20 protein-coding genes are annotated in these 18,231 nt (G+C 68.0%); 11 read left to right on the forward strand and 9 right to left on the reverse strand.

All coding sequences use genetic code 11. From position 1 onward, the window contains the following. Positions 1 to 115 precede the first annotated feature (115 nt). Both ACFVVM_RS17465 and ACFVVM_RS17470 read left to right on the forward strand, forming a co-directional pair. Complete coding sequence (locus ACFVVM_RS17465) at positions 116 to 1,333, forward strand: CHAT domain-containing protein (RefSeq protein ID WP_387619266.1); 1,218 nt, start codon at positions 116 to 118, stop codon at positions 1,331 to 1,333. 27 nt (positions 1,334 to 1,360) lie between these two features. Continuing rightward, complete coding sequence (locus tag ACFVVM_RS17470) at positions 1,361 to 1,576, forward strand: helix-turn-helix domain-containing protein (RefSeq protein WP_387619269.1); 216 nt, start codon at positions 1,361 to 1,363, stop codon at positions 1,574 to 1,576. A gap of 1 nt (position 1,577) precedes the next feature. Here the strand turns inward: ACFVVM_RS17470 and ACFVVM_RS17475 are convergent, their stop codons facing one another. From ACFVVM_RS17475 to ACFVVM_RS17495, 5 genes are all read right to left on the reverse strand, one after another. Further along, complete coding sequence (locus ACFVVM_RS17475; RefSeq protein ID WP_387618839.1) at positions 1,578 to 1,874, reverse strand: hypothetical protein; 297 nt, start codon at positions 1,872 to 1,874, stop codon at positions 1,578 to 1,580. Between the two features lie 82 nt (positions 1,875 to 1,956). Next, complete coding sequence (locus ACFVVM_RS17480) at positions 1,957 to 2,682, reverse strand: amino acid ABC transporter ATP-binding protein (RefSeq protein ID WP_387618841.1); 726 nt, start codon at positions 2,680 to 2,682, stop codon at positions 1,957 to 1,959. Next, the gene (locus ACFVVM_RS17485) at positions 2,682 to 4,475 is read right to left on the reverse strand and encodes an ABC transporter substrate-binding protein/permease (RefSeq protein ID WP_387618844.1); all 1,794 of its coding nucleotides are present in this window, start codon (positions 4,473 to 4,475) and stop codon (positions 2,682 to 2,684) included. Before ACFVVM_RS17485 ends, ACFVVM_RS17480 begins: the two co-directional genes overlap by 1 nt. 71 nt (positions 4,476 to 4,546) lie before the next feature. Further along, complete coding sequence (locus tag ACFVVM_RS17490; RefSeq protein WP_387618847.1) at positions 4,547 to 5,341, reverse strand: LLM class F420-dependent oxidoreductase; 795 nt, start codon at positions 5,339 to 5,341, stop codon at positions 4,547 to 4,549. A gap of 131 nt (positions 5,342 to 5,472) precedes the next feature. Beyond that, positions 5,473 to 6,615, reverse strand: a complete 1,143-nt coding sequence (locus ACFVVM_RS17495; protein ID WP_387618850.1) for an RNA-guided endonuclease InsQ/TnpB family protein — start codon at positions 6,613 to 6,615, stop codon at positions 5,473 to 5,475. A gap of 179 nt (positions 6,616 to 6,794) precedes the next feature. On the opposite strand from ACFVVM_RS17495, the gene ACFVVM_RS17500 reads away from it, so the two are divergent. Further along, a complete protein-coding gene (locus ACFVVM_RS17500; protein WP_387618853.1) occupies positions 6,795 to 7,877 on the forward strand; it encodes an ABC transporter ATP-binding protein in 1,083 nt (360 codons plus the stop codon). Positions 7,878 to 8,016: 139 nt separating this feature from the next. Then, on the forward strand, positions 8,017 to 8,664 hold the full coding sequence (locus tag ACFVVM_RS17505; RefSeq protein ID WP_387618855.1) for an NADPH-dependent F420 reductase: 648 nt from the start codon (positions 8,017 to 8,019) through the stop codon (positions 8,662 to 8,664). 1 nt (position 8,665) lies between these two features. Here ACFVVM_RS17505 and ACFVVM_RS17510 read toward each other — a convergent pair whose 3' ends face one another. After that, a complete protein-coding gene (locus ACFVVM_RS17510; protein ID WP_387618858.1) occupies positions 8,666 to 9,178 on the reverse strand; it encodes a winged helix-turn-helix transcriptional regulator in 513 nt (170 codons plus the stop codon). An 84-nt stretch (positions 9,179 to 9,262) separates the two neighbouring features. Between ACFVVM_RS17510 and ACFVVM_RS17515 the strand changes: the two genes are divergently transcribed. Then, positions 9,263 to 10,432: a thiolase family protein gene (locus tag ACFVVM_RS17515; protein WP_387618860.1), complete on the forward strand. Its 1,170-nt coding sequence runs from the start codon at positions 9,263 to 9,265 to the stop codon at positions 10,430 to 10,432. 139 nt (positions 10,433 to 10,571) lie between these two features. Here ACFVVM_RS17515 and ACFVVM_RS17520 read toward each other — a convergent pair whose 3' ends face one another. Then, positions 10,572 to 10,892 carry a hypothetical protein gene (locus ACFVVM_RS17520; RefSeq protein ID WP_387618863.1) on the reverse strand — a complete coding sequence of 107 codons (321 nt, stop codon included), beginning with the start codon at positions 10,890 to 10,892 and terminating at the stop codon, positions 10,572 to 10,574. Between the two features lie 84 nt (positions 10,893 to 10,976). Here ACFVVM_RS17520 and ACFVVM_RS17525 point away from each other — a divergent pair, with 84 nt between their 5' ends. The 3 genes from ACFVVM_RS17525 to ACFVVM_RS17535 all read left to right on the forward strand — a co-directional run bounded on the left by ACFVVM_RS17525 (position 10,977) and on the right by ACFVVM_RS17535 (position 12,955). Next, positions 10,977 to 11,939 (forward strand): o-succinylbenzoate synthase, encoded by a 963-nt coding sequence (locus ACFVVM_RS17525; protein WP_387618866.1) that lies wholly within the window; start codon positions 10,977 to 10,979, stop codon positions 11,937 to 11,939. 155 nt (positions 11,940 to 12,094) lie between these two features. Further along, complete coding sequence (locus tag ACFVVM_RS17530) at positions 12,095 to 12,526, forward strand: MarR family winged helix-turn-helix transcriptional regulator (protein ID WP_387618868.1); 432 nt, start codon at positions 12,095 to 12,097, stop codon at positions 12,524 to 12,526. A 6-nt stretch (positions 12,527 to 12,532) separates the two neighbouring features. Then, positions 12,533 to 12,955 carry an organic hydroperoxide resistance protein gene (locus tag ACFVVM_RS17535; protein WP_387618871.1) on the forward strand — a complete coding sequence of 141 codons (423 nt, stop codon included), beginning with the start codon at positions 12,533 to 12,535 and terminating at the stop codon, positions 12,953 to 12,955. A 412-nt stretch (positions 12,956 to 13,367) separates the two neighbouring features. On the opposite strand, the gene ACFVVM_RS17540 is transcribed toward ACFVVM_RS17535, so the two are convergent. Together ACFVVM_RS17540 and ACFVVM_RS17545 are read right to left on the reverse strand one after the other, a co-directional pair. Next, positions 13,368 to 13,898, reverse strand: coding sequence for a TIGR04338 family metallohydrolase (locus ACFVVM_RS17540; protein WP_387618874.1), 531 nt, complete (start codon positions 13,896 to 13,898; stop codon positions 13,368 to 13,370). Between the two features lie 106 nt (positions 13,899 to 14,004). Beyond that, the gene (locus tag ACFVVM_RS17545; RefSeq protein WP_387619272.1) at positions 14,005 to 14,805 is read right to left on the reverse strand and encodes a DUF2786 domain-containing protein; all 801 of its coding nucleotides are present in this window, start codon (positions 14,803 to 14,805) and stop codon (positions 14,005 to 14,007) included. A gap of 198 nt (positions 14,806 to 15,003) precedes the next feature. Here ACFVVM_RS17545 and ACFVVM_RS17550 point away from each other — a divergent pair, with 198 nt between their 5' ends. From ACFVVM_RS17550 to ACFVVM_RS17560, 3 genes are read left to right on the forward strand one after another with little or no spacing between them, the layout of a single operon-like run. Continuing rightward, positions 15,004 to 16,281, forward strand: coding sequence for an ABC transporter substrate-binding protein (locus ACFVVM_RS17550; RefSeq protein WP_387618877.1), 1,278 nt, complete (start codon positions 15,004 to 15,006; stop codon positions 16,279 to 16,281). A gap of 45 nt (positions 16,282 to 16,326) precedes the next feature. After that, positions 16,327 to 17,304, forward strand: a complete 978-nt coding sequence (locus ACFVVM_RS17555; RefSeq protein ID WP_387618879.1) for a carbohydrate ABC transporter permease — start codon at positions 16,327 to 16,329, stop codon at positions 17,302 to 17,304. 11 nt (positions 17,305 to 17,315) lie between these two features. Further along, the gene (locus ACFVVM_RS17560) at positions 17,316 to 18,203 is read left to right on the forward strand and encodes a carbohydrate ABC transporter permease (RefSeq protein ID WP_387619275.1); all 888 of its coding nucleotides are present in this window, start codon (positions 17,316 to 17,318) and stop codon (positions 18,201 to 18,203) included. Positions 18,204 to 18,231: the final 28 nt, after the last annotated feature.

Genomic DNA, 18,231 nt, shown 5'->3' on the forward strand with positions numbered 1-18,231 from the left:
CGCCGTCCAGTCACCCGACGACCATCGCCGGACCACGCCGGACCCCCGTCCCCGGCACCCCCGGACCGAAGGATCCGATCAGCCGCTGCCCGGTGGGCCGACCGCGCTCATCCGGATGGCCGACGCAGGCGATGTCTACATGTCCTGGCGCTGGGTCGGGGGCACTTCGGCGCGCGGAATCGCGACACTGCCGCGCGACCAGGTGCGCGAGGTGCTGCGGCAACTGGCCGACGCCGTACCCGATCCCGCGCGACCCGAGCGACTGCGGTATGTGCTGACCGAGGGCGCGCTCGTCGACCCGGACGCGGAAAACGCGCTGGCGCAGGCACTGTCACGCACGCTGGTGCCGTACGGGCTGGCCGTGCAGCTCTACGAACTGTCCCAGCGGGGGATTCGTCCGCATCTGCGGATCCAGCCCTCGCCCCGGCTGGCGCAGGTGCCCTGGGAGATCATCGCGCTCGATCCGGGGATCCGGTTGCTCGACATCGCCGATGTCAGTCTGCTCGCGCCGGTGTCGGTGGTGCGGGCGCCGGAGCGGACCGCGCGGCGATGGGCCGACACCGGGGAGTTGCCGGTGGTCGCGGTACTCGATCCGCGGGTGCCCGGGTTCCGGGCGGATTCCGAACTCGGGTCGGTACTGGGCAGGCCGAGCGCGAGCACCCCGGTGGCCGAGCACTTCGGCCGGTACGGCGATCGGCTGCTGCCCGCCGTCACCGATCCGGTCGAGCTGTTCCGGCGGACCGATACCGATCGCGGCTGGCTCTCGGAAGTGCTGCGGGCGGGAGCGAGCCGACTGGTCTACGTGGGCCACGTGACCGCGCCCGCCCCGGAATCCGGCGAGAGCGAACACGCCGAACTACACCTGAGCTGCACCACCGAGACCCGCGGCTTCGCCGCCCCGAACCGCACCCACCGCCCACTCTCGGCCAAGGACCTCCTGCTGGGCACCTACACCCTCGACCCGACCCCGGTCCCCGGCCGCGACCTGTGGCCGATGCCGAGCCGCGTCGCCCTCATCGCCTGCGAAAGCGGCGGCGACCTGCGCTTCACCGAGGCCCTCGGCCTCACCACCGCCGCCCTGTCGGCCGGCGCCGAACTGGTCACCGCCACCCGCTGGCCCCTCCCCACCGACCACGCCTTCCACACCCTCACCCCCACCACGACCTTCCCCCTCCAAGCCGCCATCTGCGCCGTGGACACCGCCCACGACTCCCCCACCCCCATCCCCACCCTCCTCACCTGGCAACGCACCCGCCTATCCGCCTGGCGAGACACCCCCACCCCCGAGAACTCCCCCCTCCTCTGGTCCGCCTTCGCCACCGTCAGCGACTGAATCATCTACCTGAGTGACGCCGCGCGGCTGCGCTTCGAGCTCGGGGCGGCGGTGCGGAACCGGCGCGAGGAACTCGGGCTCACTCAGTCCGAGTTGGCGACTCGCGCCGGGCTGCGTCAACCCGCAGTGGCCCGGTTCGAGGCGGGCGGGACGATGCCGACCATCCCGCTACTCGAGCGGCTTGCCGCCGCGCTCGAGTTGCGCCTTCGTGTGGAATTCGAACCGGGACGCGCCGCCGGGTAGGTCAGTGGTCGTCGTAATGGCCGTTGTGGGCGGCGTGGCGGTGGCCGTCGTGGATGTAGTCGACGTGGTCGCCGTGCGGGACCGCGACGTGGCCGCAGCCGGGGCCGTGGGCGTGGTCGTGGGCGGTGTGCTCGACGTGTGCCGAGGACTCGCACTCGTCGAAGTGGCCGTCGTGGGCACGGTGCAGGTGGCCGTCGTGGACGTAGTCGACATGGTCCTCGTGCGGGACGGCGACATGGCCGCAGGTGGGCCCGTGGACGTGGGTGTGCTCGAGATGTTCAACGTGTGCCGTGGTCATCGCTCTCCTTTGATCGAAGTGGAGCTGAGCACTTCCGACATTAGCAGTTGCGCATACGTTGCTGCGACCCCGTCCGACCTGGTCAGAGGACCTGATCGAGGAAACGGCGCAGACGCGGGGTCTTGGCGTCGTCGAACAGTTCGTCGGGGGTGCCGGTCTCCACGACGACGCCCTGATCCATGAACACGACGCTGTCGGAGACGCTGCGGGCGAAGCCCATCTCGTGGGTCACCACGATCATCGTCATCCCGCCCGCGGCCAGTTCGGCCATCAGCGCGAGCACACCCTTGACCAGCTCCGGGTCCAGCGCCGAGGTGGCCTCGTCGAAGAACATCAGCTCCGGCTTCATGGCCAGGGCGCGGGCGATGGCGACGCGCTGCTGCTGACCGCCCGACAGCGCGGCGGGCCTGGCATCGGCCTTGTCCACCAGGCCGACGATCTCGAGCTGTTCGAGGGCCAGCGCACGGGCCTCGTCACCGGACAGGCCGCGCAGTTTGCGCGGGCCGAGCGCGATGTTGTCGGCGACGGTCTTGTGCGGGAACAGGTTGAACTGCTGGAAGACCATGCCGATGCGCTGGCGCAGGCGGTCGGGATTGTCGCGCAGCACCGATTTGCCGTCGAGCAGGACGTCGCCGGAGTCGGGTTCGTGCAGGCGGTTGAGCACGCGCAGCAGGGTCGACTTGCCCGAGCCGGACGGGCCGATGACGGTGGTGGCGTGCCCGGCGTCGACGTGGATGTCGACCCCGCGCAGGATGTGGTTGTTACCGAGGGTCAGATTCAGTCCCGTGCCGGTGAGGGATGCGCTCATCAGCGACCTTCCGAGATAGTGGCCGACTCGACCGGGTCGATGGGGGCAGCGGGCGCCGGTTTGCCGGTGCGCATCCGCCGGTCGATGTAGTTCACCAGGTGGGTGAGCGGGATGGTCAGCACCAGATACATCAGACCCGCCGCGACCAGCGGCGACAGGTTGCCGGTCTGGGCATTGAGATCGCGGCCGACGGCGAACAGCTCGCGCTGGGAGGCGAGCAGGCCGAGGAAGTAGATCAGCGAGGAGTCCTTGATCAGCGCGATGAACTGGTTCATCAGCGCGGGCAGCACCCGGCGCACGCCCTGCGGGATCACCACCAGGGTCATCGCCTGGCGGTAGCCGAACCCGACGGCCCGCGCGGCCTCGAGCTGACCGGGCTCCACCGATTGGATTCCGGAGCGGAAGATCTCACCGATATAGGCCGAGGCGAGCAGCGCCAGCGCCACCGCGCCGAGCCAGTACGGATTACCGCCGGTGATGTTGCGGACCACCGGACCGATGCCGAGACCGATCAGCAGGATGATCACCACCGCGGGCAGACCGCGGAAGATGTCGGTGTAGACGCGGGCGGGCCAGCGCAGCCAGCGCGAACGCGAGATGCCCATCACCGCGAGCACCATGCCGATGATCGTGCCGAGCACACCCGAAACCACCGCCAGGATCAGGGTGTTCGGCAGACCGGTCTTGATCAGGTCGGGAAAAGCCTTGGTGTACAACGACCAGTCGAAGAAGGTGTCCTTCAACTGCTGCAGGGTCGACTTCTGCGCGACCTGCTCGGTCTCGCCCTCGCCACGCTCGGCGGCCATGGCCGCGAAGTCCGGAAGTTCCGGCGCCGGTGCGGCTTTGGAGCCGGGCTTCCAGCCGGGCGGCAGTTCGCGCGGCACCCAGTCGGCGTACAGCTCGGCGTAGGTGCCGTCGGCGATCACCGCGTCCAGACCCGAGTTGAGCGCGTCGACGAGCGGCTGATTGCCCTTGGCCACGGCGTAGCCGATGAAGTTGTCGAGGCTGAAGGTGTTCTGCGAGATCACGATGCCGTCGCCGGGGGAGATCGCGCCCTCGGCCTGTGCCGACGGGGCGACCCAGGCGTCGACCTGGCCGGACTTCAAGTTGGCGTAGGCGGTGTTGTAGTCGGGGAACTTCACCGGGTCCAGCCCCAGCTGGTTCACCACGAACTCGTCCTGCACGGTGCCCTGCACCACCGCGATGCGCGAGCTCGGGCCGAGATCGTCGAAGGCCTTGACCGCGCTGTTCTGCGGGACGACCAGCGAGAAGTAGCCGAAGTCGTAGCCGTTGGTGAAGTCGACCAGCTCGCGGCGGGCATCGGTGGTGGTGATGTTGGACGAGCCGACATCGAAGCGCTTGCCCGCCACCTGGGCCAGCAGACCGCTGAACTCGGTGCCCGAGAACTCCACTCGCAGACCGAGTTTCTCGCCGATCGCGCGCAGCAGCTCGTTGTCGAAGCCGGTGAAGGTGCCCTGCCCGTTCACACAGATGCTCGGCGGGGCGTCGGAGAGCGTGCCGACGCTCAGCGTGCCCGGATCGAGCAGGCCGAGCCTGGCGGTATCGATCGACTCGACCGGCTGGGTGGTCGCGGTGGTGTAGCGGTCGGTGCCCGCGGCCTCGGGGCCGCCGAGGTTCGACGGCGCCGCCGCGGCCGCGCTCGCGCCCGGTGGCGAACACAGATCGCGCGCGGTGTCGCCGCCGGAGCCGCCGCAGCCCGTCGCCGCGACACCGACGAGGAGCAACAGCGCGGCTATCCGCGCCCGAGTTCGCACAGCACGCACACCAGACATGCCGATAGACCCTAGCGGCATGTCGGCGAACAGATGGTTACGCGCGCCAGGCGTCGGCGCGAATCACCAGCTCAGGCGAGACCTTCGAGTGACTCGGGGTTCACTTCGTCACGCCATTCCAGCGCCTGGCGCAGGGTGGTGAGGTCGTAATCGGGGCCGGAGACGCCGACGGTGAACAGGCTGACCCCCGCCGCGCGCAGCGCCTCGGCATCGTTGCGGCCCTGCCAGGCCACCGAGCGCTCGATCCTGGACTCGTCGGTGCCCGCGGCGGCCGCGTGCTCGGCGAGGACCTTGTTCTTGTGCGCGAAGGTCGTCACGTCGGCGAAGGAATGCCAGATGTCGGCGTACTCGGCGACCAGGCGCAAGGTTTTGCGCTCGCCGCCACCGCCGATCAGGATCGGGATGTGCCGGGTCGGCGGCGGATTCAGCTTGCCGAGCCGGGTGGAGATCCGGGCCAGGCTCTCCTTCAACAGCTTCAGCCTGCTGCCGGGGGTGCCGAACTCGTAGCCGTACTCGTCGTAATCGCGCTCGAACCAGCCCGCGCCGATGCCGAGGATGAGCCTGCCGCCGCTGATGTGGTCGACGGTGCGGGCCATGTCGGCGAGCAGATCGGGATTGCGGTAGCCGCCGCCGGTGACCAGCGCGCCGAACTCGACCCGCTCGGTCTGTTCGGCCCAGGCGCCGAGCATGGTCCAGCACTCGAAGTGCGCGCCCGCCGGGTCGCCGGTGAGCGGATAGAAATGGTCCCAGTTGAAGACGATGTCGACACCCGCGTCCTCGGCCCGCAGCACCGCGTCACGGATCAAGCCGTAGTCGGGGGCGTGCTGGGGCTGAAGCTGGACTCCGATTCGAACTGGACGACTCATTCCGCGCTCCTCGCACTCGGTGGGCTCCGTATGCGAGGCTACCCGGATTGACCTCCCCCCCGCCCTGAAGGGCGGGGATTCCCGCAGTCACCTGCGAGGGTTCCTGTTTCATCGACAGTTGCCGTCCCGCATCAGCTGCGGGACGGTCTCACACCATCTCCACAGGCGAGCACGGCCAGCCCGACCGCTCGTATATTCTTGGCCGCGTTGATATCCCGGTCGTGGGATGCGCCGCACGGGCAGGCCCATTCCCGGATGCCCAACGACAACTTGTCTGCGATGCGCCCGCACGTCGAGCACGTCTTGCTCGACGGATAGAACCGGTCGATCGCCACCACGGTGCGCCCGTACCAGTCCGCCTTGTATTCCAGCATCGACCGGAACTGCGACCACGACGCATCCGAGATCGCCCGCGCCAGCGAACGATTCCGCACCATGTTCCGCACACTCAAATCCTCGATGGCGATCACTTGGTTTTCGCGCACCAAACGAGTCGAGAGCTTGTGCAAGTGATCGCGGCGACGATCCGTGATCCGTGCATGAATACGCGCCACCTTCAACCGCGCCCGCGCGCGATTGTTGGAGCCCTTCTGCTTCCTGCAGAGCGCCCGCTGCGCTTTCGCCAGCCGAGCGCGGTCCTTCTGCTCGTGCCGGGGATTGGAGACCTTCTCCCCGGTCGAGAGGGTGTACAGGGTGGTGATGCCCGCGTCCACACCGACCGTCGCGCCGGTCGGCGCGTGTTCGGTGACCGTTTCCTCTACCAGGATCGAGATGTGGTAGCGGCCCGCCGAATCCTTCGACACCGTGACCTGCGACGGCACCGCCCCCTCCGGGAGTGGGCGTGACCAGTTGATGGCCAGCGGTTCGGACTGCTTCGCGAGCTTGATCCGGCCGTCGCGGTAGGTGAAGCAGTTCGAAAAGTAGGTGGCCGAGTCGCGGGACTTCCCACGCTTCTTGAACTTCGGGTAGGCGGTCTGCTTGCGCCAGAACTTGTCGAACGCGCCCTGAAGATTCTGCAACGCGACCTGCAACGGCCCCTTCGACGGCTCGGTGAGCCACTGCGTTTCGGGGTCGCGCTTCCAGGCGGTGAGCATCTTGCTCGTGTCCACGTAGTTGACGCGGCGTTGCTCTTGCGTCCACGCCCGTGAGCGTTCGGCGAGCGCCCGGTTGTAGATGTAGCGGACGCAACCGAAGGTGCGGGCGAGCTGCTGCGCTTGCTCGCCTGTCGGATAGAAGCGGTACTTGTACGCCCGCTTCACCACCTTCGACGCCACAGGTGAGATGATAGCATGCTAGTTTTTCACATGATTGAGGCTATCCCCGCCGTGAACGACGAGTCTGCGCGCTACGCCTCTCGATCACGCGCGCGGTCCGGGCCGCAGCTACGATCCCTGGCGACCCTGTTCTCGGATCGTCCGGCACGTTCCTGCCGGGATGGGAAGTTGATCTACGCATGGCTACCGTGACCTTCGATCGCGCCACCAGGCTCTACGCCGGTGCGAGCAAACCCGCCGTCGACGCGCTCGACCTCGAGATCGCCGACGGCGAGTTCCTGGTCCTGGTCGGACCCTCGGGTTGCGGCAAATCCACCTCGCTGCGAATGCTGGCCGGGCTCGAGGAGGTCAACGGCGGGCGCATCCTGATCGGCGAGAACGACGTGACCGACGCCGAACCCAAGGATCGCGACATCGCGATGGTGTTCCAGAACTACGCGCTCTACCCGCACATGTCGGTCGCGGAGAACATGGGCTTCGCGCTCAAGCTGGCCAAGGTGTCCAAGGACGAGCGCTCCGCGCGGGTGCTCGAGGCGGCCAAGCTGCTCGATCTCGAGCAGTACCTCGACCGCAAGCCGAAGGCGCTCTCGGGCGGTCAGCGTCAGCGCGTGGCGATGGGCCGGGCGATCGTGCGCCAGCCGCAGGTGTTCCTGATGGACGAGCCGCTGTCGAACCTCGACGCCAAGCTGCGCGTGCAGACCCGCACCCAGATCGCGCAGTTGCAGCGTCGTCTCGGCACGACCACGGTCTACGTCACCCACGATCAGGTCGAGGCGATGACGATGGGCGACCGCGTCGCGGTGCTCAAGGACGGGCTGCTGCAGCAGTGCGCGTCGCCGCGCGATCTCTACCGCGATCCGGCCAATGTGTTCGTCGCCGGGTTCATGGGCTCGCCCGCGATGAACCTGTTCACGCTGCCGGTCGCCGACGGCGCGGTCACCATCGGCGGCTACCCGGTGCGGGTGCCGCGCGCGGTGGCCGACGCGGGCGAGGGTCAGGTCGTGCTCGGTATCCGGCCCGAACACCTCGAGGTGGGCGACGGCGGCCTGCGGATGGAGGTCGACGTGGTGGAGGAGCTCGGGTCCGACGCCTACGTCTACGGACGCGCGCTGTCCACCGGTGCGAGCGGGCAGACCGGGGAAACGATTGTGGCGCGGGTCGATTGGCGCACCCCGCCGACCAAGGGCGAGCGCCTGCAACTGACCGCCGATCCCGAGCACGTGTACTTCTTCAGCGCGGCCGACGGTCGTCGTCTGCGCTGAACCTGCGGCCTGCCCGCGGATTTCGATTCGCGGGCAGGCACTTTCGCTGCGCGCGAAGACGCTCGACCACCCGGTGACACCGATTTAGGCTGGCTGTGTCCGGTGATCGCCGGGTGAGTCTCGGGGCACGAGGTGGGTCATGCGCGTAGCGGTACTCGGAACCGGCCAGGTCGGACGACGGCTGGCGAGCAAGTTGATCGAAGTCGGCCACGTGGTGACGATGGGATCGCGCACCGCCGACAATGCCGATGCCGCCGCCTGGGCAGCCGAAACCGGCGGTGCGCACGGCACATTCGCCGACGCGGCGGCCGATGCCGAGCTGATCGTGAACGCCACCTCGGGCACGGTCTCACTCGCGGCGCTCACCGCGGCGGGGGCGGACAATCTGCGCGGCAAGGTCATCGTCGATGTGTCGAATCCGCTCGACTTCTCACAGGGTTTTCCGCCGAAACTCGTTGTGCCCGAGGCGGGCAGCGTCGCCGAATCCCTGCAGCAGGCCTTTCCCGACGCGTTCGTGGTGAAGACGCTCAACAGCACCAACAATCAGGTGATGGTCGACCCGGGTCGAATCCCGGGCAGGCACAGCCTCTTCCTCAGCGGTGACGACGCCGACGCCAAGGACCAGGTGGCCGAGCTGCTGCGCTCCTTCGGCTGGGCCGCGGATCAGCTCGTCGACCTCGGCCCGCTGAACACCGCCCGCAGTACCGAACCCCTTGTCCTGCTGTGGGTGAGCCTCTACCAGGCCCTCGGCACCGAGGACATCAACATCGGCGTCTTCACCGGCTGAGTCAGCGCGCGTTCTTGCGGGCGCGCAGGTAGTCCTTGTTGACGCGGACCTTGAGGCGTTCGAGGGGGACCTCGGTGCCGTCCGGGGTGCGCAGGTCGACGGTGACCGGGGTGTCGGTGTCGGCGTCGACGCGCAGCAGCGGCGGCGGGCCGGGCTGGAGGTAGGTGTCGCCCCACTGCCAGAGGGCGACGACGGCGGGGAGCAGGTCGCGGCCCATCTGGGTGAGGACGTATTCGTTGCGGGTGCGCTTGCCCTCTTCGCGGTAGGGCTGCTTCTCGAGCAGGCCGGCCTCGGTGAGTTTGCGGAGCTGACCGGCGGCCGCGGCGTCGGTGATGCCGACGCGACGGGCGAAGCCGTCGAAGCGGCGGGTGCCGTAATAGGCCTCGCGCAGGATCAGCATCGCCGAGCGGGTGCCGATGAGATCCATGGCGCGCGCGATCGAACAGCCCGTGGTGTCCCACGCGCTCAGATCGGCCAGGGGTCCATCCATCACGGCTGCCATGTCCGACATCATACCCACTTCTGACTTGAGTCGAAGATAGTTAGCGCCTACTCTGGCTATTGTTAGATAGAGCCAGATTCGCGGAAGAGGACTCCCATGCGAGACGCGGTCATCGTCGAAGCGGTACGCACCCCCATCGGCCGGGGCAAACCCGACGGCGCACTTCACGACGTCCATCCCGTCGACCTGCTCGCGCACAGCCTGCGCGCGGTGATCGAGCGAAGCGGCATCGACCCCGCCCTGGTCGACGACGTGATCGGCGGCATCGTCACCCAGGTCGGCGAGCAGGGCGCGAACATGACCCGGCGGGCCGCGCTGGCCGCCGGATATCCCGAATCCGTGCCAGCCACCACGGTCGACCGGCAGTGCGGCAGCAGCCAGCAGGCCATCCACTTCGCCGCCCAGGGCGTGATCGCGGGCGCCTACGACATCGTGGTGGCGGCGGGCGTGGAATCCATGGGCCGAATTCCCATGGGCGCCAATCTCGTCGGCTCTGCCGATCTCTCCGGCGTCGCGTTCGCCGAGCGCTACTCCGACGACCTGGTCCCCCAGGGCATCAGCGCCGAACTCATCGCGGCCAAGTGGGGACTGACCCGTACCCAGCTCGACGAGTTCGCCCTCGGCAGCCACGAAAAGGCCGCCCGCGCAACCAAAGACGGCCTCTTCGCCGACGAACTCGCACCGCTGCACGGGCTGGCCACCGACGAGGGCATCCGGGTCAGCAGCACGCTCGACACCCTCGCCAAGCTGCGACCCGCGTACTACGACCCCGCCATGGCGGCCCGATTCCCGCAGATCAGCTGGGAGATCACCGCCGCGTCGGCCAGCCAGGTCAGCGACGGCAGCTCGGCGGTACTCATCATGTCCGGCGAACGCGCCGCCCAGCTCGGGTTGCGTCCGCTGGCCAGGTTGCACAGTTTCGCCGTCGCGGGCGACGATCCGCTGCTCATGCTCACCGCCGTCATCCCGGCGACCGAGAAGGTGTTGCGACGGGCCGGGCTCGAGCTGGCCGATATCGACCTGATCGAGATCAACGAGGCGTTCTCCCCGGTGGTGCTGGCCTGGGCGCAGGAGACGGGTGCCGATCTGAGCAAGGTGAACGTCAACGGTGGGGCCATCGCCATCGGCCATCCGCTGGGCGCTTCGGGTGCCAGGCTGATGACGACGCTGGTTCACGCCCTGCACCAACGCGGCGGACGCTACGGTCTGCAAACCATGTGCGAGGCAGGCGGACTCGCGAACGCCACCATCATCGAACGCCTGTGAGAGCCGAACCGAATCACCGGACGACCGCGTCTCTTGTTCGGCCATGAACGAACTCTCCTCGGTCTGCGCGATCTCAGCTCATCGATCGCTGCCGCACTGGCGAGCCCGCTGGGGTCGACGACTTTCGTGATGGCGATCGTCAGGACCAGGTCGCGATCTCACGACCCGCCAAGAAGGTGGCGATGACCAGGACGGCCCCGAGCACGGGCACATAGCGGACCGACCGAGCACGGGCCGTCCCGATCGCCACCCACACCGCGGAGCCGAGCACGGCGGCTGCCGCGCCCGCGCAGGCCACCTGGGAGCCCAGGGTCATGTACGGGGTGTAGCAGCCGCCGTAGTCGAGTGGGCAGGTGCGGTCGGACAGTTCGAGGCGGATCGCGGTGGCGGCTGTCGCGCCCGCGAACAGGACCAGGCTCGCGAGCAGCACCAAGGTCGTCCGGTCGGTGGTGCGGCGCATGGTTTCAGGATCGCCCGGCGCGGGTCGACGCGACACCGTGGAACTACTCGAGCCGAGATTTCGGCGACCTCTACGATCGGGACGATGGGCGCCGATACGTTCGTTTATGCGATTCCGCTGCGTACGCGGTTTCGGGGGATCACCGTGCGCGAGGGGATGTTGATTCGCGGGCCGCTGGGGTGGGGGGAGTTCTGCGCCTTTCCCGAGTACGACGATCGGGAAGCGGCGGGATGGTTGGCGACGGCGGTGGAGCAGGCGACGGTGGGATGGCCCGCGCCGGTGCGGGATCGGATTCCGGTGAACTGCACGGTGCCCGCGGTCGGGCCCGTGGCGGCGGGGCGGATCGTGCGGGAATCCGGTTGTGCGACTGCGAAGGTGAAGGTTGCCGACCATCCCGATTCGCTCGCCGAGGATCTCGCGCGGGTGGCGGCCGTTCGGGAAGCCATCGGGGACGGGGCGATTCGGGTCGACGCCAACACGGTGTGGGATGTGGAGACCGCCGTACGAAACATCGGTGAGATCGACCGGGCCGCAGGGGGATTGGAGTACGTCGAGCAGCCGTGCCGGACCGTCGAGGAGTTGGCCGAGGTGCGGCGGCGGGTGTCGGTGCGGATCGCGGCCGACGAATCGATCCGGCGGGCCGAGGATCCACTGCGCGTCGCCGTCGCGGGGGCTGCGGACGTGGCGGTGCTGAAATGCGCGCCACTGGGCGGGGTACGCAGAGCGCTGGCAGTGGCCGAGGCGGCCGGCCTGCCGACCGTCGTGTCGTCGGCGCTGGAGACGAGCGTCGGACTGGCCGCGCAACTGGCGTTGGCCGGTGCGCTCCCCGAGCTCGAATTTGCCTGCGGGCTGGGCACTCTCGCGCTCTTCGAAGGCGACCTCGTCACCGATTCGCTGCGCCCTGTGCACGGGTGGCTTCCGGTCCCCACGGCCCCACCGGAGCCCGATCCCGCGCTATTGGAGAAATTTCGACATCCCGATCCCGAACGAGTGGAGTGGTGGTTGCGCCGGTACGAGCGTGTCAGCGAGCTCCTCGTTCCCGACTGACCACCGTCCCCTCTCTTGGACCGTTGATCACCAGGCTCCCATGCAGGCATCGGCCGAGAAGCGTCCTGCACCAGAGCCTGGTGATCAACGGTCCAGGGCAGGCGTGATGGCTCCAATTAGTTGTGCACAACTTAATTGTGAGCTACCGTTTTGGCATGACCGATGGACTCGCCCTCGATGAGCAGCTCTGCTTCCCGCTGTACGCGGCGTCGCGGGCGATGACGTCGGTTTACCGCCCGAAGCTGGAACGGCTCGGGCTGACCTATCCGCAATATCTGGTGATGCTGGCGCTCTGGGAGCACGACGGACGCAGCGTCAGCGAGCTCGGCAAAGCGCTCGATCTCGACTCGGGAACCCTGTCTCCGCTGCTCAAGCGACTGGAGACGGGCGGTTTCGTCGAACGGCGGCGGGCCGTCGACGACGAACGCCGCGTCGACATCGTGCTCACCGAACACGGGCGCGACCTGCGGGCCGAGGCCTGCCGGATCCCCGCCGAGATGTCGGAGGTCGTCGGACTGACCGCCGAGGAATTCGATGCCCTGCGTGGACTGCTACGCAAACTCACCCACACCCTCACGGAGAAATGAGCTGACATGAAGGTCCTCTACACCGCAGAAGCCCTGACCACCGGCGAAGGCCGCACCGGCCACGGCCGCACCACCGACGGCAAGCTCGACGTGACCCTCGCCCCGCCGAAGGAAATGGGCGGCGACGGCGCCGGCACCAACCCCGAACAGCTCTTCGCCGTCGGCTACGCCGCCTGCTTCCACTCCGCCCTGCGCCTGGTCGGCAAGCAAGCAGGCGCCAACGTCAACGATTCCGCCGTCGGCGCCCGCGTCTCGATCGGCCCCAACGACGAAGGCGGCTTCCAACTCGCCGTAACCCTCGAGGTGACCCTCCCCCACCTCCCCCACGAAGAGGCCAAGGCCCTCACCGCCAAGGCCCACGAGGTCTGCCCCTACTCCAACGCCACCCGAGGCAACATCGACGTAGACCTCCAGGTAACCGAAGACTGACCCCCAGCGCCCCACCACCTCCCGAACCACTGATCACCACGCTCCCCTGGCGCGGCCACTCGGCCGATACTCACCTGAGAGCGTGGTGATCACGTGTCCAACCACATCTCACCACTTAATTCCGCCATGACCGCCAAACCCAGCCCCGCACCCGCGACCTCGAGGAGCGGCGGCCGCGAAGCGGCCGGTCGCGGCCGGGTCGCCGGTTAGGCGCCGCGGCGTAGGCGACGAAGGAGCAAGCCGCGGTGCCTAACCGGCGGCCCTTCGGGGCCGCGACTCGAGCGCGCCAGCGCTCCAATAAACACAGCCCGTATACCGCCCCGTGTCAGTAAAACCCCAAGTCAGCCACCTACCGCACTACCAGCCACACCCGCCACTTAAGACCACCACCTACAACACTCCCCACCACACCTCACCCGAACCGCACCCCACACCCCCCAAACGTCGCCCGAATCAACAGCGCCGCTTCAGGCCCGATCACCCCATCAACCAATTCGGCATAGCGAGTACAGAATTCGGGCCCATGAGGAGCCTCGTCCCCGGCGGACGCGAGGTGGTGGGCGAGTTCGTGCAAGACCACCAGCTCACGCAACGCCCACGCACTCGCCCCGGTGTGCACCGGCACCGCCAGCACCCCGGTCCCCACCTCGTAGTGCGCAGCAGAACTCCCCGCCCGCGCCCGGACCCGAACCGGAACAGCGGCCCGTTCCCATTGCGCCCGAACCCAATTCAGCGCAAGCACTTTGTCGACGTAACTCTGCACAGATTCGACGGAAGCGAACCGTCGCTCCACCGGCAAAGTCACCTGTGACCCATAGATATCCACCGTCCGATGCCCGAATTCGGCCGCCCGATCGAACACCCCCCGCACCAACTGCTCGCCGTCATACACCTTGGCCCGCTGACTGTCTCGCCGCGGCCGCCCTACGTCATTCCCCGGCACTGCTCACTCCGGCACCCCGCTGCCAGAGCACGCGAGCAGCATGGCCGTACCGCCCGCCGTCACCTGTCCGCCCACGCATCGACGGCACCCCCTGCTCCGACACCTCTCAACTCCCGGTGAGTTTCGCGCGCGCCGCAGGCAGTTCCGGCGACGCACCGAGCCGCGCGGTACGCCCCGCTCGATCCCCGGCCCGGCGGGCGGCAGCCGAGTGGCCGGTGGAAGTCTGCGGACCCCGCCAGGTCCCCCGAGCCTCGGAGGTGGCGGTGTAGAAGTCGGTGAGGGCGAGCTCCTTGTCGCGCAGAGCAAGGGCCGTCCCGGTGGATTCAACGCTCGATTCCTCGGCAACCACCTCGGCTTTCACCTCGGCCAAGCGAGCCCCGACCCGCGCCGCGAACGCCATCTGGAAGTTGAGCCGGGCCGTGACCCCGGCAACAGGAGCCTCCACCTTGCGACGCACAGTCCGCCCGAATCGCTTCTCGGTGACGATCTTGATCACCGTCGCCTCCCGATACGCACCGGATTTGATGTAGTGATCCGAGGCCCGCACCATCTGGACGAGCAGGCTCGCGTAGAGCGCTTCGCAGGCGTCGATGTCGGCGTCGAACCCGTAGGCGTAGACCTGCGCGGAGCTGCGAGCGACATCGCAGCGCACATCGTTGGCGGTCGCGATGGCGACGAACAACTGCACATAGGTGCGCAACCCCTTACGCCCCGGTTCACCGATCGGGATGATCCGCTGGACCGGCACCGGCCTGCGCTCACGCCCCGCGATGTGCGACCGCGCCACCGCGAGATCGATCGACGATTTCGTCGCCAGCCGCTGCGCCGCCGCCAGAAATGCCTCGGCCTCGTGCTCGTTGTCGGTGGCCTCGGCCTTGCGCAGCAAACCCCCGATCCGGGTGAGCATCCGGTCGGGCGCCGGCGACGATGGACTGGTCACCTCGTCGAGGGTAGGGCACCGCACCGACACCCGGCCGCAGCGCAACTGACCCGAAAGTAGGCCAAAGGGCAGGACGATCGGACGCGACGAGCCGTCACCATGTATGTTGCCTGTTGCACCGCACGGGTGTGCTGCTGCTCACGTCTCGACCCTGGAGTGTCTGCGATGGCCTTGAAGTTCGTCCCCAGAGCGACCATGGTTGCTGCCTCGATCGCGTTGCTCACCGCATCGTTCGCCAGTGGCTGCTCCAGTGACAACGGAGGTAACCCGCTCGACGAGAACCTGACGGGCCGCGGCCCGATCACCTACGTCGAGGGTAAGGACACCACCGAGACCGGTGTGGTCAAGCAGCTCATCGACCGGTGGAACGCCGCGCATCCGGACGAGCAGGTGACGTTCAAGGAGCAGTCGGCCGACGCCAACCAGCAGCGCGACGACCTCGCCGAGCACTTCCAGGCCAAGCAGGACGGCTACGACGTCGTCGCCCTCGATGTGCCGTGGACCGCGGAATTCGCGGCGAAGGGCTGGATCCAGCCGCTCAAGGACTCCTTCGCGATCGACACCGCGCCGCTGCTCGCGCCGACCGTCGCCAGCGCCACCTACAACGGCACGCTGTACGCGGCCCCGCGCAACACCAATGGTGGCCTGCTGTACTACCGCACCGACCTGGTGCCCGAGCCGCCGCGCACCTGGACCGAGATGCTGGCCCAGTGCCAGATCGCGCGCGACAACAACATCGGCTGCTACGCCGGTCAGCTCGCCCCCTACGAGGGCCTGACGGTGAACACCTCCGAGGTCATCAACGCCTTCGGTGGCAGCTTCGTCGGCGCCGACGGCAAGACCCCGACCGTGAACAGCCCGGAGTCGAAGGCGGGCCTGAAGGTCCTCGTCGACGCCTACAAGAACGGTGACATCCCCAAGGAAGCCATCACCTTCAAGGAAGGTGAGAGCGCCAGCGCGTTCGAGTCCGGCAAGCTGCTGTTCCTGCGCAACTGGCCCTACCTGTACGGCCAGGCCAACGCCGACGGCTCCGCGGTGAAGGACAAGTTCGGTGTCGCCCCGCTGCCGGGTAACACCGGTGTCGGCGCCTCGACCCTCGGCGGCTACAACGCCGCGATCAGCGCGTTCTCCAAGAACAAGGCCACCGCCGCCGATTTCGTGCGCTACCTGATCAGCGAAGAGGCCCAGCAGATCATCGCCGCCGGCGCGCTGCCCTCGGTGCGCGCCTCGCTCTACGACGACCCGGCCCTGATCGCCAAGATGCCGTACCTGCCCGCGCTGAAGGAGTCCATCGCCAGCGCCGTGCCGCGTCCGGTCACCCCGTTCTATCCCGCGGTGTCGAAGGCCATCCAGGACAACGCCTATGCTGCCCTGAACGGCACGAAGTCCGTCGACGATGCGGTCGCCGGCATGCAAAAGGGCATCGAGACCGCCGGTTCGTAGCGGAGCGCGCAGCGGACCCGACCAGACCGTAGGAGAGTAGTAACGGTGTCGGATCCTTCGGGACCCAAGCAGCGCGGGCTTGCGCTGGAACTGCAGCGATCCGGCAAGGCGTGGTTGTTCATCACGCCTGTGCTCGTCGCGCTGGCCGTCGTCATCGGATATCCGGTGTTCCAGGCACTCTGGATGTCCTTTCAGCAGGACGCCGGGATCGACCCGGCCACCGGCATGTTCGTCGAGGGCGGCAGCGCGGGGCTGAGCAACTACACGCACTGGCTGCTGCAGCAGTGCAATTCGCCCGGCGGCACGATCTCGTGCCCGACCGGCACGCTCGGCTCGCAGTTCTGGTCCGCGGTCGGGGTCACCCTGTTCTTCACGGTGGTGACGGTGTCGCTGGAGGCGTTGCTCGGCCTCGGCATGGCCATCGTGATGGGCAAGACCTTCCGCGGCCGGGCGCTGCTGCGCGCCGCCGTGCTGATCCCCTGGGCGATCCCGACCGCCGTCACCGCGCGGCTGTGGGAGTTCATGTTCCAGGCCGACGGCGTGGTGAACCGGGTGCTGGGCACCGACATCCTGTGGACCCACGACGTGTGGGCCTCCCGGTTCGCGGTGATCGTGGCCGACGTGTGGAAGACGACGCCGTTCATGGCGCTGCTGATCCTGGCCGGCCTGCAGGTGATCCCGAACGACGTGTACGAGGCCGCCAAGGTCGACGGCGCCTCGGCCTGGCAGCGGTTCCTGCACATCACACTGCCGCTGCTCAAGCCCGCGCTGCTGGTCGCGATCCTGTTCCGCACGATGGACGCGCTGCGCATGTACGACCTGCCCGCGATCATGACGCTGGGCAACCCGGCGACGAACACGCTGTCGATCCTGGTGGTCGATCAGGTGCGCCAAGGCCCCAACAGCGCGGCCGCGCTCTCGACGATCACCTTCCTACTCGTCTTCGGCATAGCGTTCGTCCTGGTGAAGGTGCTCGGCGCCAATGCCGTTCGGACGCAAGAAGAACAGCGGAAGGCGGCCTGATGAGCATCTCGATGACCAAGGAATCGCCCGAGCTGTCCGGCGAGCTCGCGGTGCAGCCGGTGTCGTGGCGCAAGCGCCTTGGCACCGCCCGGCTCTACCTGGGTGTGTTCATCATCCTGGTGTGGGGGCTCGGGCCGTTCTACTGGATGACCGTCGTCGCCTTCCGCGATTCGGCGCACACCTTCGACAGCACGCCGTGGCCGACCCACGTGACGCTGGAGAACTTCCAGAACGCCTTCGACACCAGCCGCGGCAACGACTTCGGCAAGGCGCTGCTCAACAGCCTGATCATCGGTTCGGCGACGACCGCCATCGCACTGGCACTCGGCGTGCTGGCCGCGTACGCGCTGGCGCGGATGACCTTCGCGGGCAAGTACCTGCTCTCGGGGCTGATCCTGTCGGCCTCGATGTTCCCGGCTGTGGTGCTGGTGACGCCGCTGTTCCAGCTGTTCACCGACCTGGGCTGGATCGGTCAGTACCAGGCGATGATCATCCCGAACATCTCGTTCGTGCTGCCGATGACGGTCTACATCCTGGCCTCGTTCTTCGCCGAACTGCCCTGGGAGCTCGAGGAAGCCGCGCGCATCGACGGCGCGAGCAAGCTGCAGGCCTTCCGGTTGATCATGCTGCCGCTGGCCGCGCCCGCGGTGTTCACGACCGCGATCCTGGCGTTCATCGCCGCGGTGAACGAGTACCTGCTGGCCCGGCTGCTCTCCGGTGATCAGACCAAGCCGGTGACGGTGGCCATCGCCAGCTTCTCCGGCAACGATCCGCTGGTGCAGCCGTACGCGGCGATCATGGCGGCGGGCGTGATCGTCACCGTGCCGCTGGTGATCATGGTGCTGCTGTTCCAGCGCCGGATCATCTCCGGTCTCACCGCGGGCGGCGTCAAGAGCTGACGGGCGGCGCGTTGCCCGCCCACAGCGT

It is taken from the genome of Nocardia sp. NPDC058176, from assembly GCF_042883805.1.
Lineage (GTDB): Bacteria > Actinomycetota > Actinomycetes > Mycobacteriales > Mycobacteriaceae > Nocardia.

What these genes read in the sequence shown, in the direction of transcription:
- ACFVVM_RS17465 (WP_387619266.1), top strand. Translation starts at nt 116, where the DNA reads ATGGCCGACGCAGGCGATGTCTACATGTCCTGGCGCTGGGTCGGGGGC.
- ACFVVM_RS17475 (WP_387618839.1), bottom strand. Translation starts at nt 1,874, where the DNA reads ATGACCACGGCACACGTTGAACATCTCGAGCACACCCACGTCCACGGG.
- ACFVVM_RS17480 (WP_387618841.1), bottom strand. Translation starts at nt 2,682, where the DNA reads ATGAGCGCATCCCTCACCGGCACGGGACTGAATCTGACCCTCGGTAAC.
- ACFVVM_RS17485 (WP_387618844.1), bottom strand. Translation starts at nt 4,475, where the DNA reads ATGTCTGGTGTGCGTGCTGTGCGAACTCGGGCGCGGATAGCCGCGCTG.
- ACFVVM_RS17490 (WP_387618847.1), bottom strand. Translation starts at nt 5,341, where the DNA reads ATGAGTCGTCCAGTTCGAATCGGAGTCCAGCTTCAGCCCCAGCACGCC.
- ACFVVM_RS17500 (WP_387618853.1), top strand. Translation starts at nt 6,795, where the DNA reads ATGGCTACCGTGACCTTCGATCGCGCCACCAGGCTCTACGCCGGTGCG.
- ACFVVM_RS17505 (WP_387618855.1), top strand. Translation starts at nt 8,017, where the DNA reads ATGCGCGTAGCGGTACTCGGAACCGGCCAGGTCGGACGACGGCTGGCG.
- ACFVVM_RS17510 (WP_387618858.1), bottom strand. Translation starts at nt 9,178, where the DNA reads ATGATGTCGGACATGGCAGCCGTGATGGATGGACCCCTGGCCGATCTG.
- ACFVVM_RS17515 (WP_387618860.1), top strand. Translation starts at nt 9,263, where the DNA reads ATGCGAGACGCGGTCATCGTCGAAGCGGTACGCACCCCCATCGGCCGG.
- ACFVVM_RS17520 (WP_387618863.1), bottom strand. Translation starts at nt 10,892, where the DNA reads ATGCGCCGCACCACCGACCGGACGACCTTGGTGCTGCTCGCGAGCCTG.
- ACFVVM_RS17525 (WP_387618866.1), top strand. Translation starts at nt 10,977, where the DNA reads ATGGGCGCCGATACGTTCGTTTATGCGATTCCGCTGCGTACGCGGTTT.
- ACFVVM_RS17530 (WP_387618868.1), top strand. Translation starts at nt 12,095, where the DNA reads ATGACCGATGGACTCGCCCTCGATGAGCAGCTCTGCTTCCCGCTGTAC.
- ACFVVM_RS17535 (WP_387618871.1), top strand. Translation starts at nt 12,533, where the DNA reads ATGAAGGTCCTCTACACCGCAGAAGCCCTGACCACCGGCGAAGGCCGC.
- ACFVVM_RS17545 (WP_387619272.1), bottom strand. Translation starts at nt 14,805, where the DNA reads ATGCTCACCCGGATCGGGGGTTTGCTGCGCAAGGCCGAGGCCACCGAC.
- ACFVVM_RS17550 (WP_387618877.1), top strand. Translation starts at nt 15,004, where the DNA reads ATGGCCTTGAAGTTCGTCCCCAGAGCGACCATGGTTGCTGCCTCGATC.
- ACFVVM_RS17560 (WP_387619275.1), top strand. Translation starts at nt 17,316, where the DNA reads ATGACCAAGGAATCGCCCGAGCTGTCCGGCGAGCTCGCGGTGCAGCCG.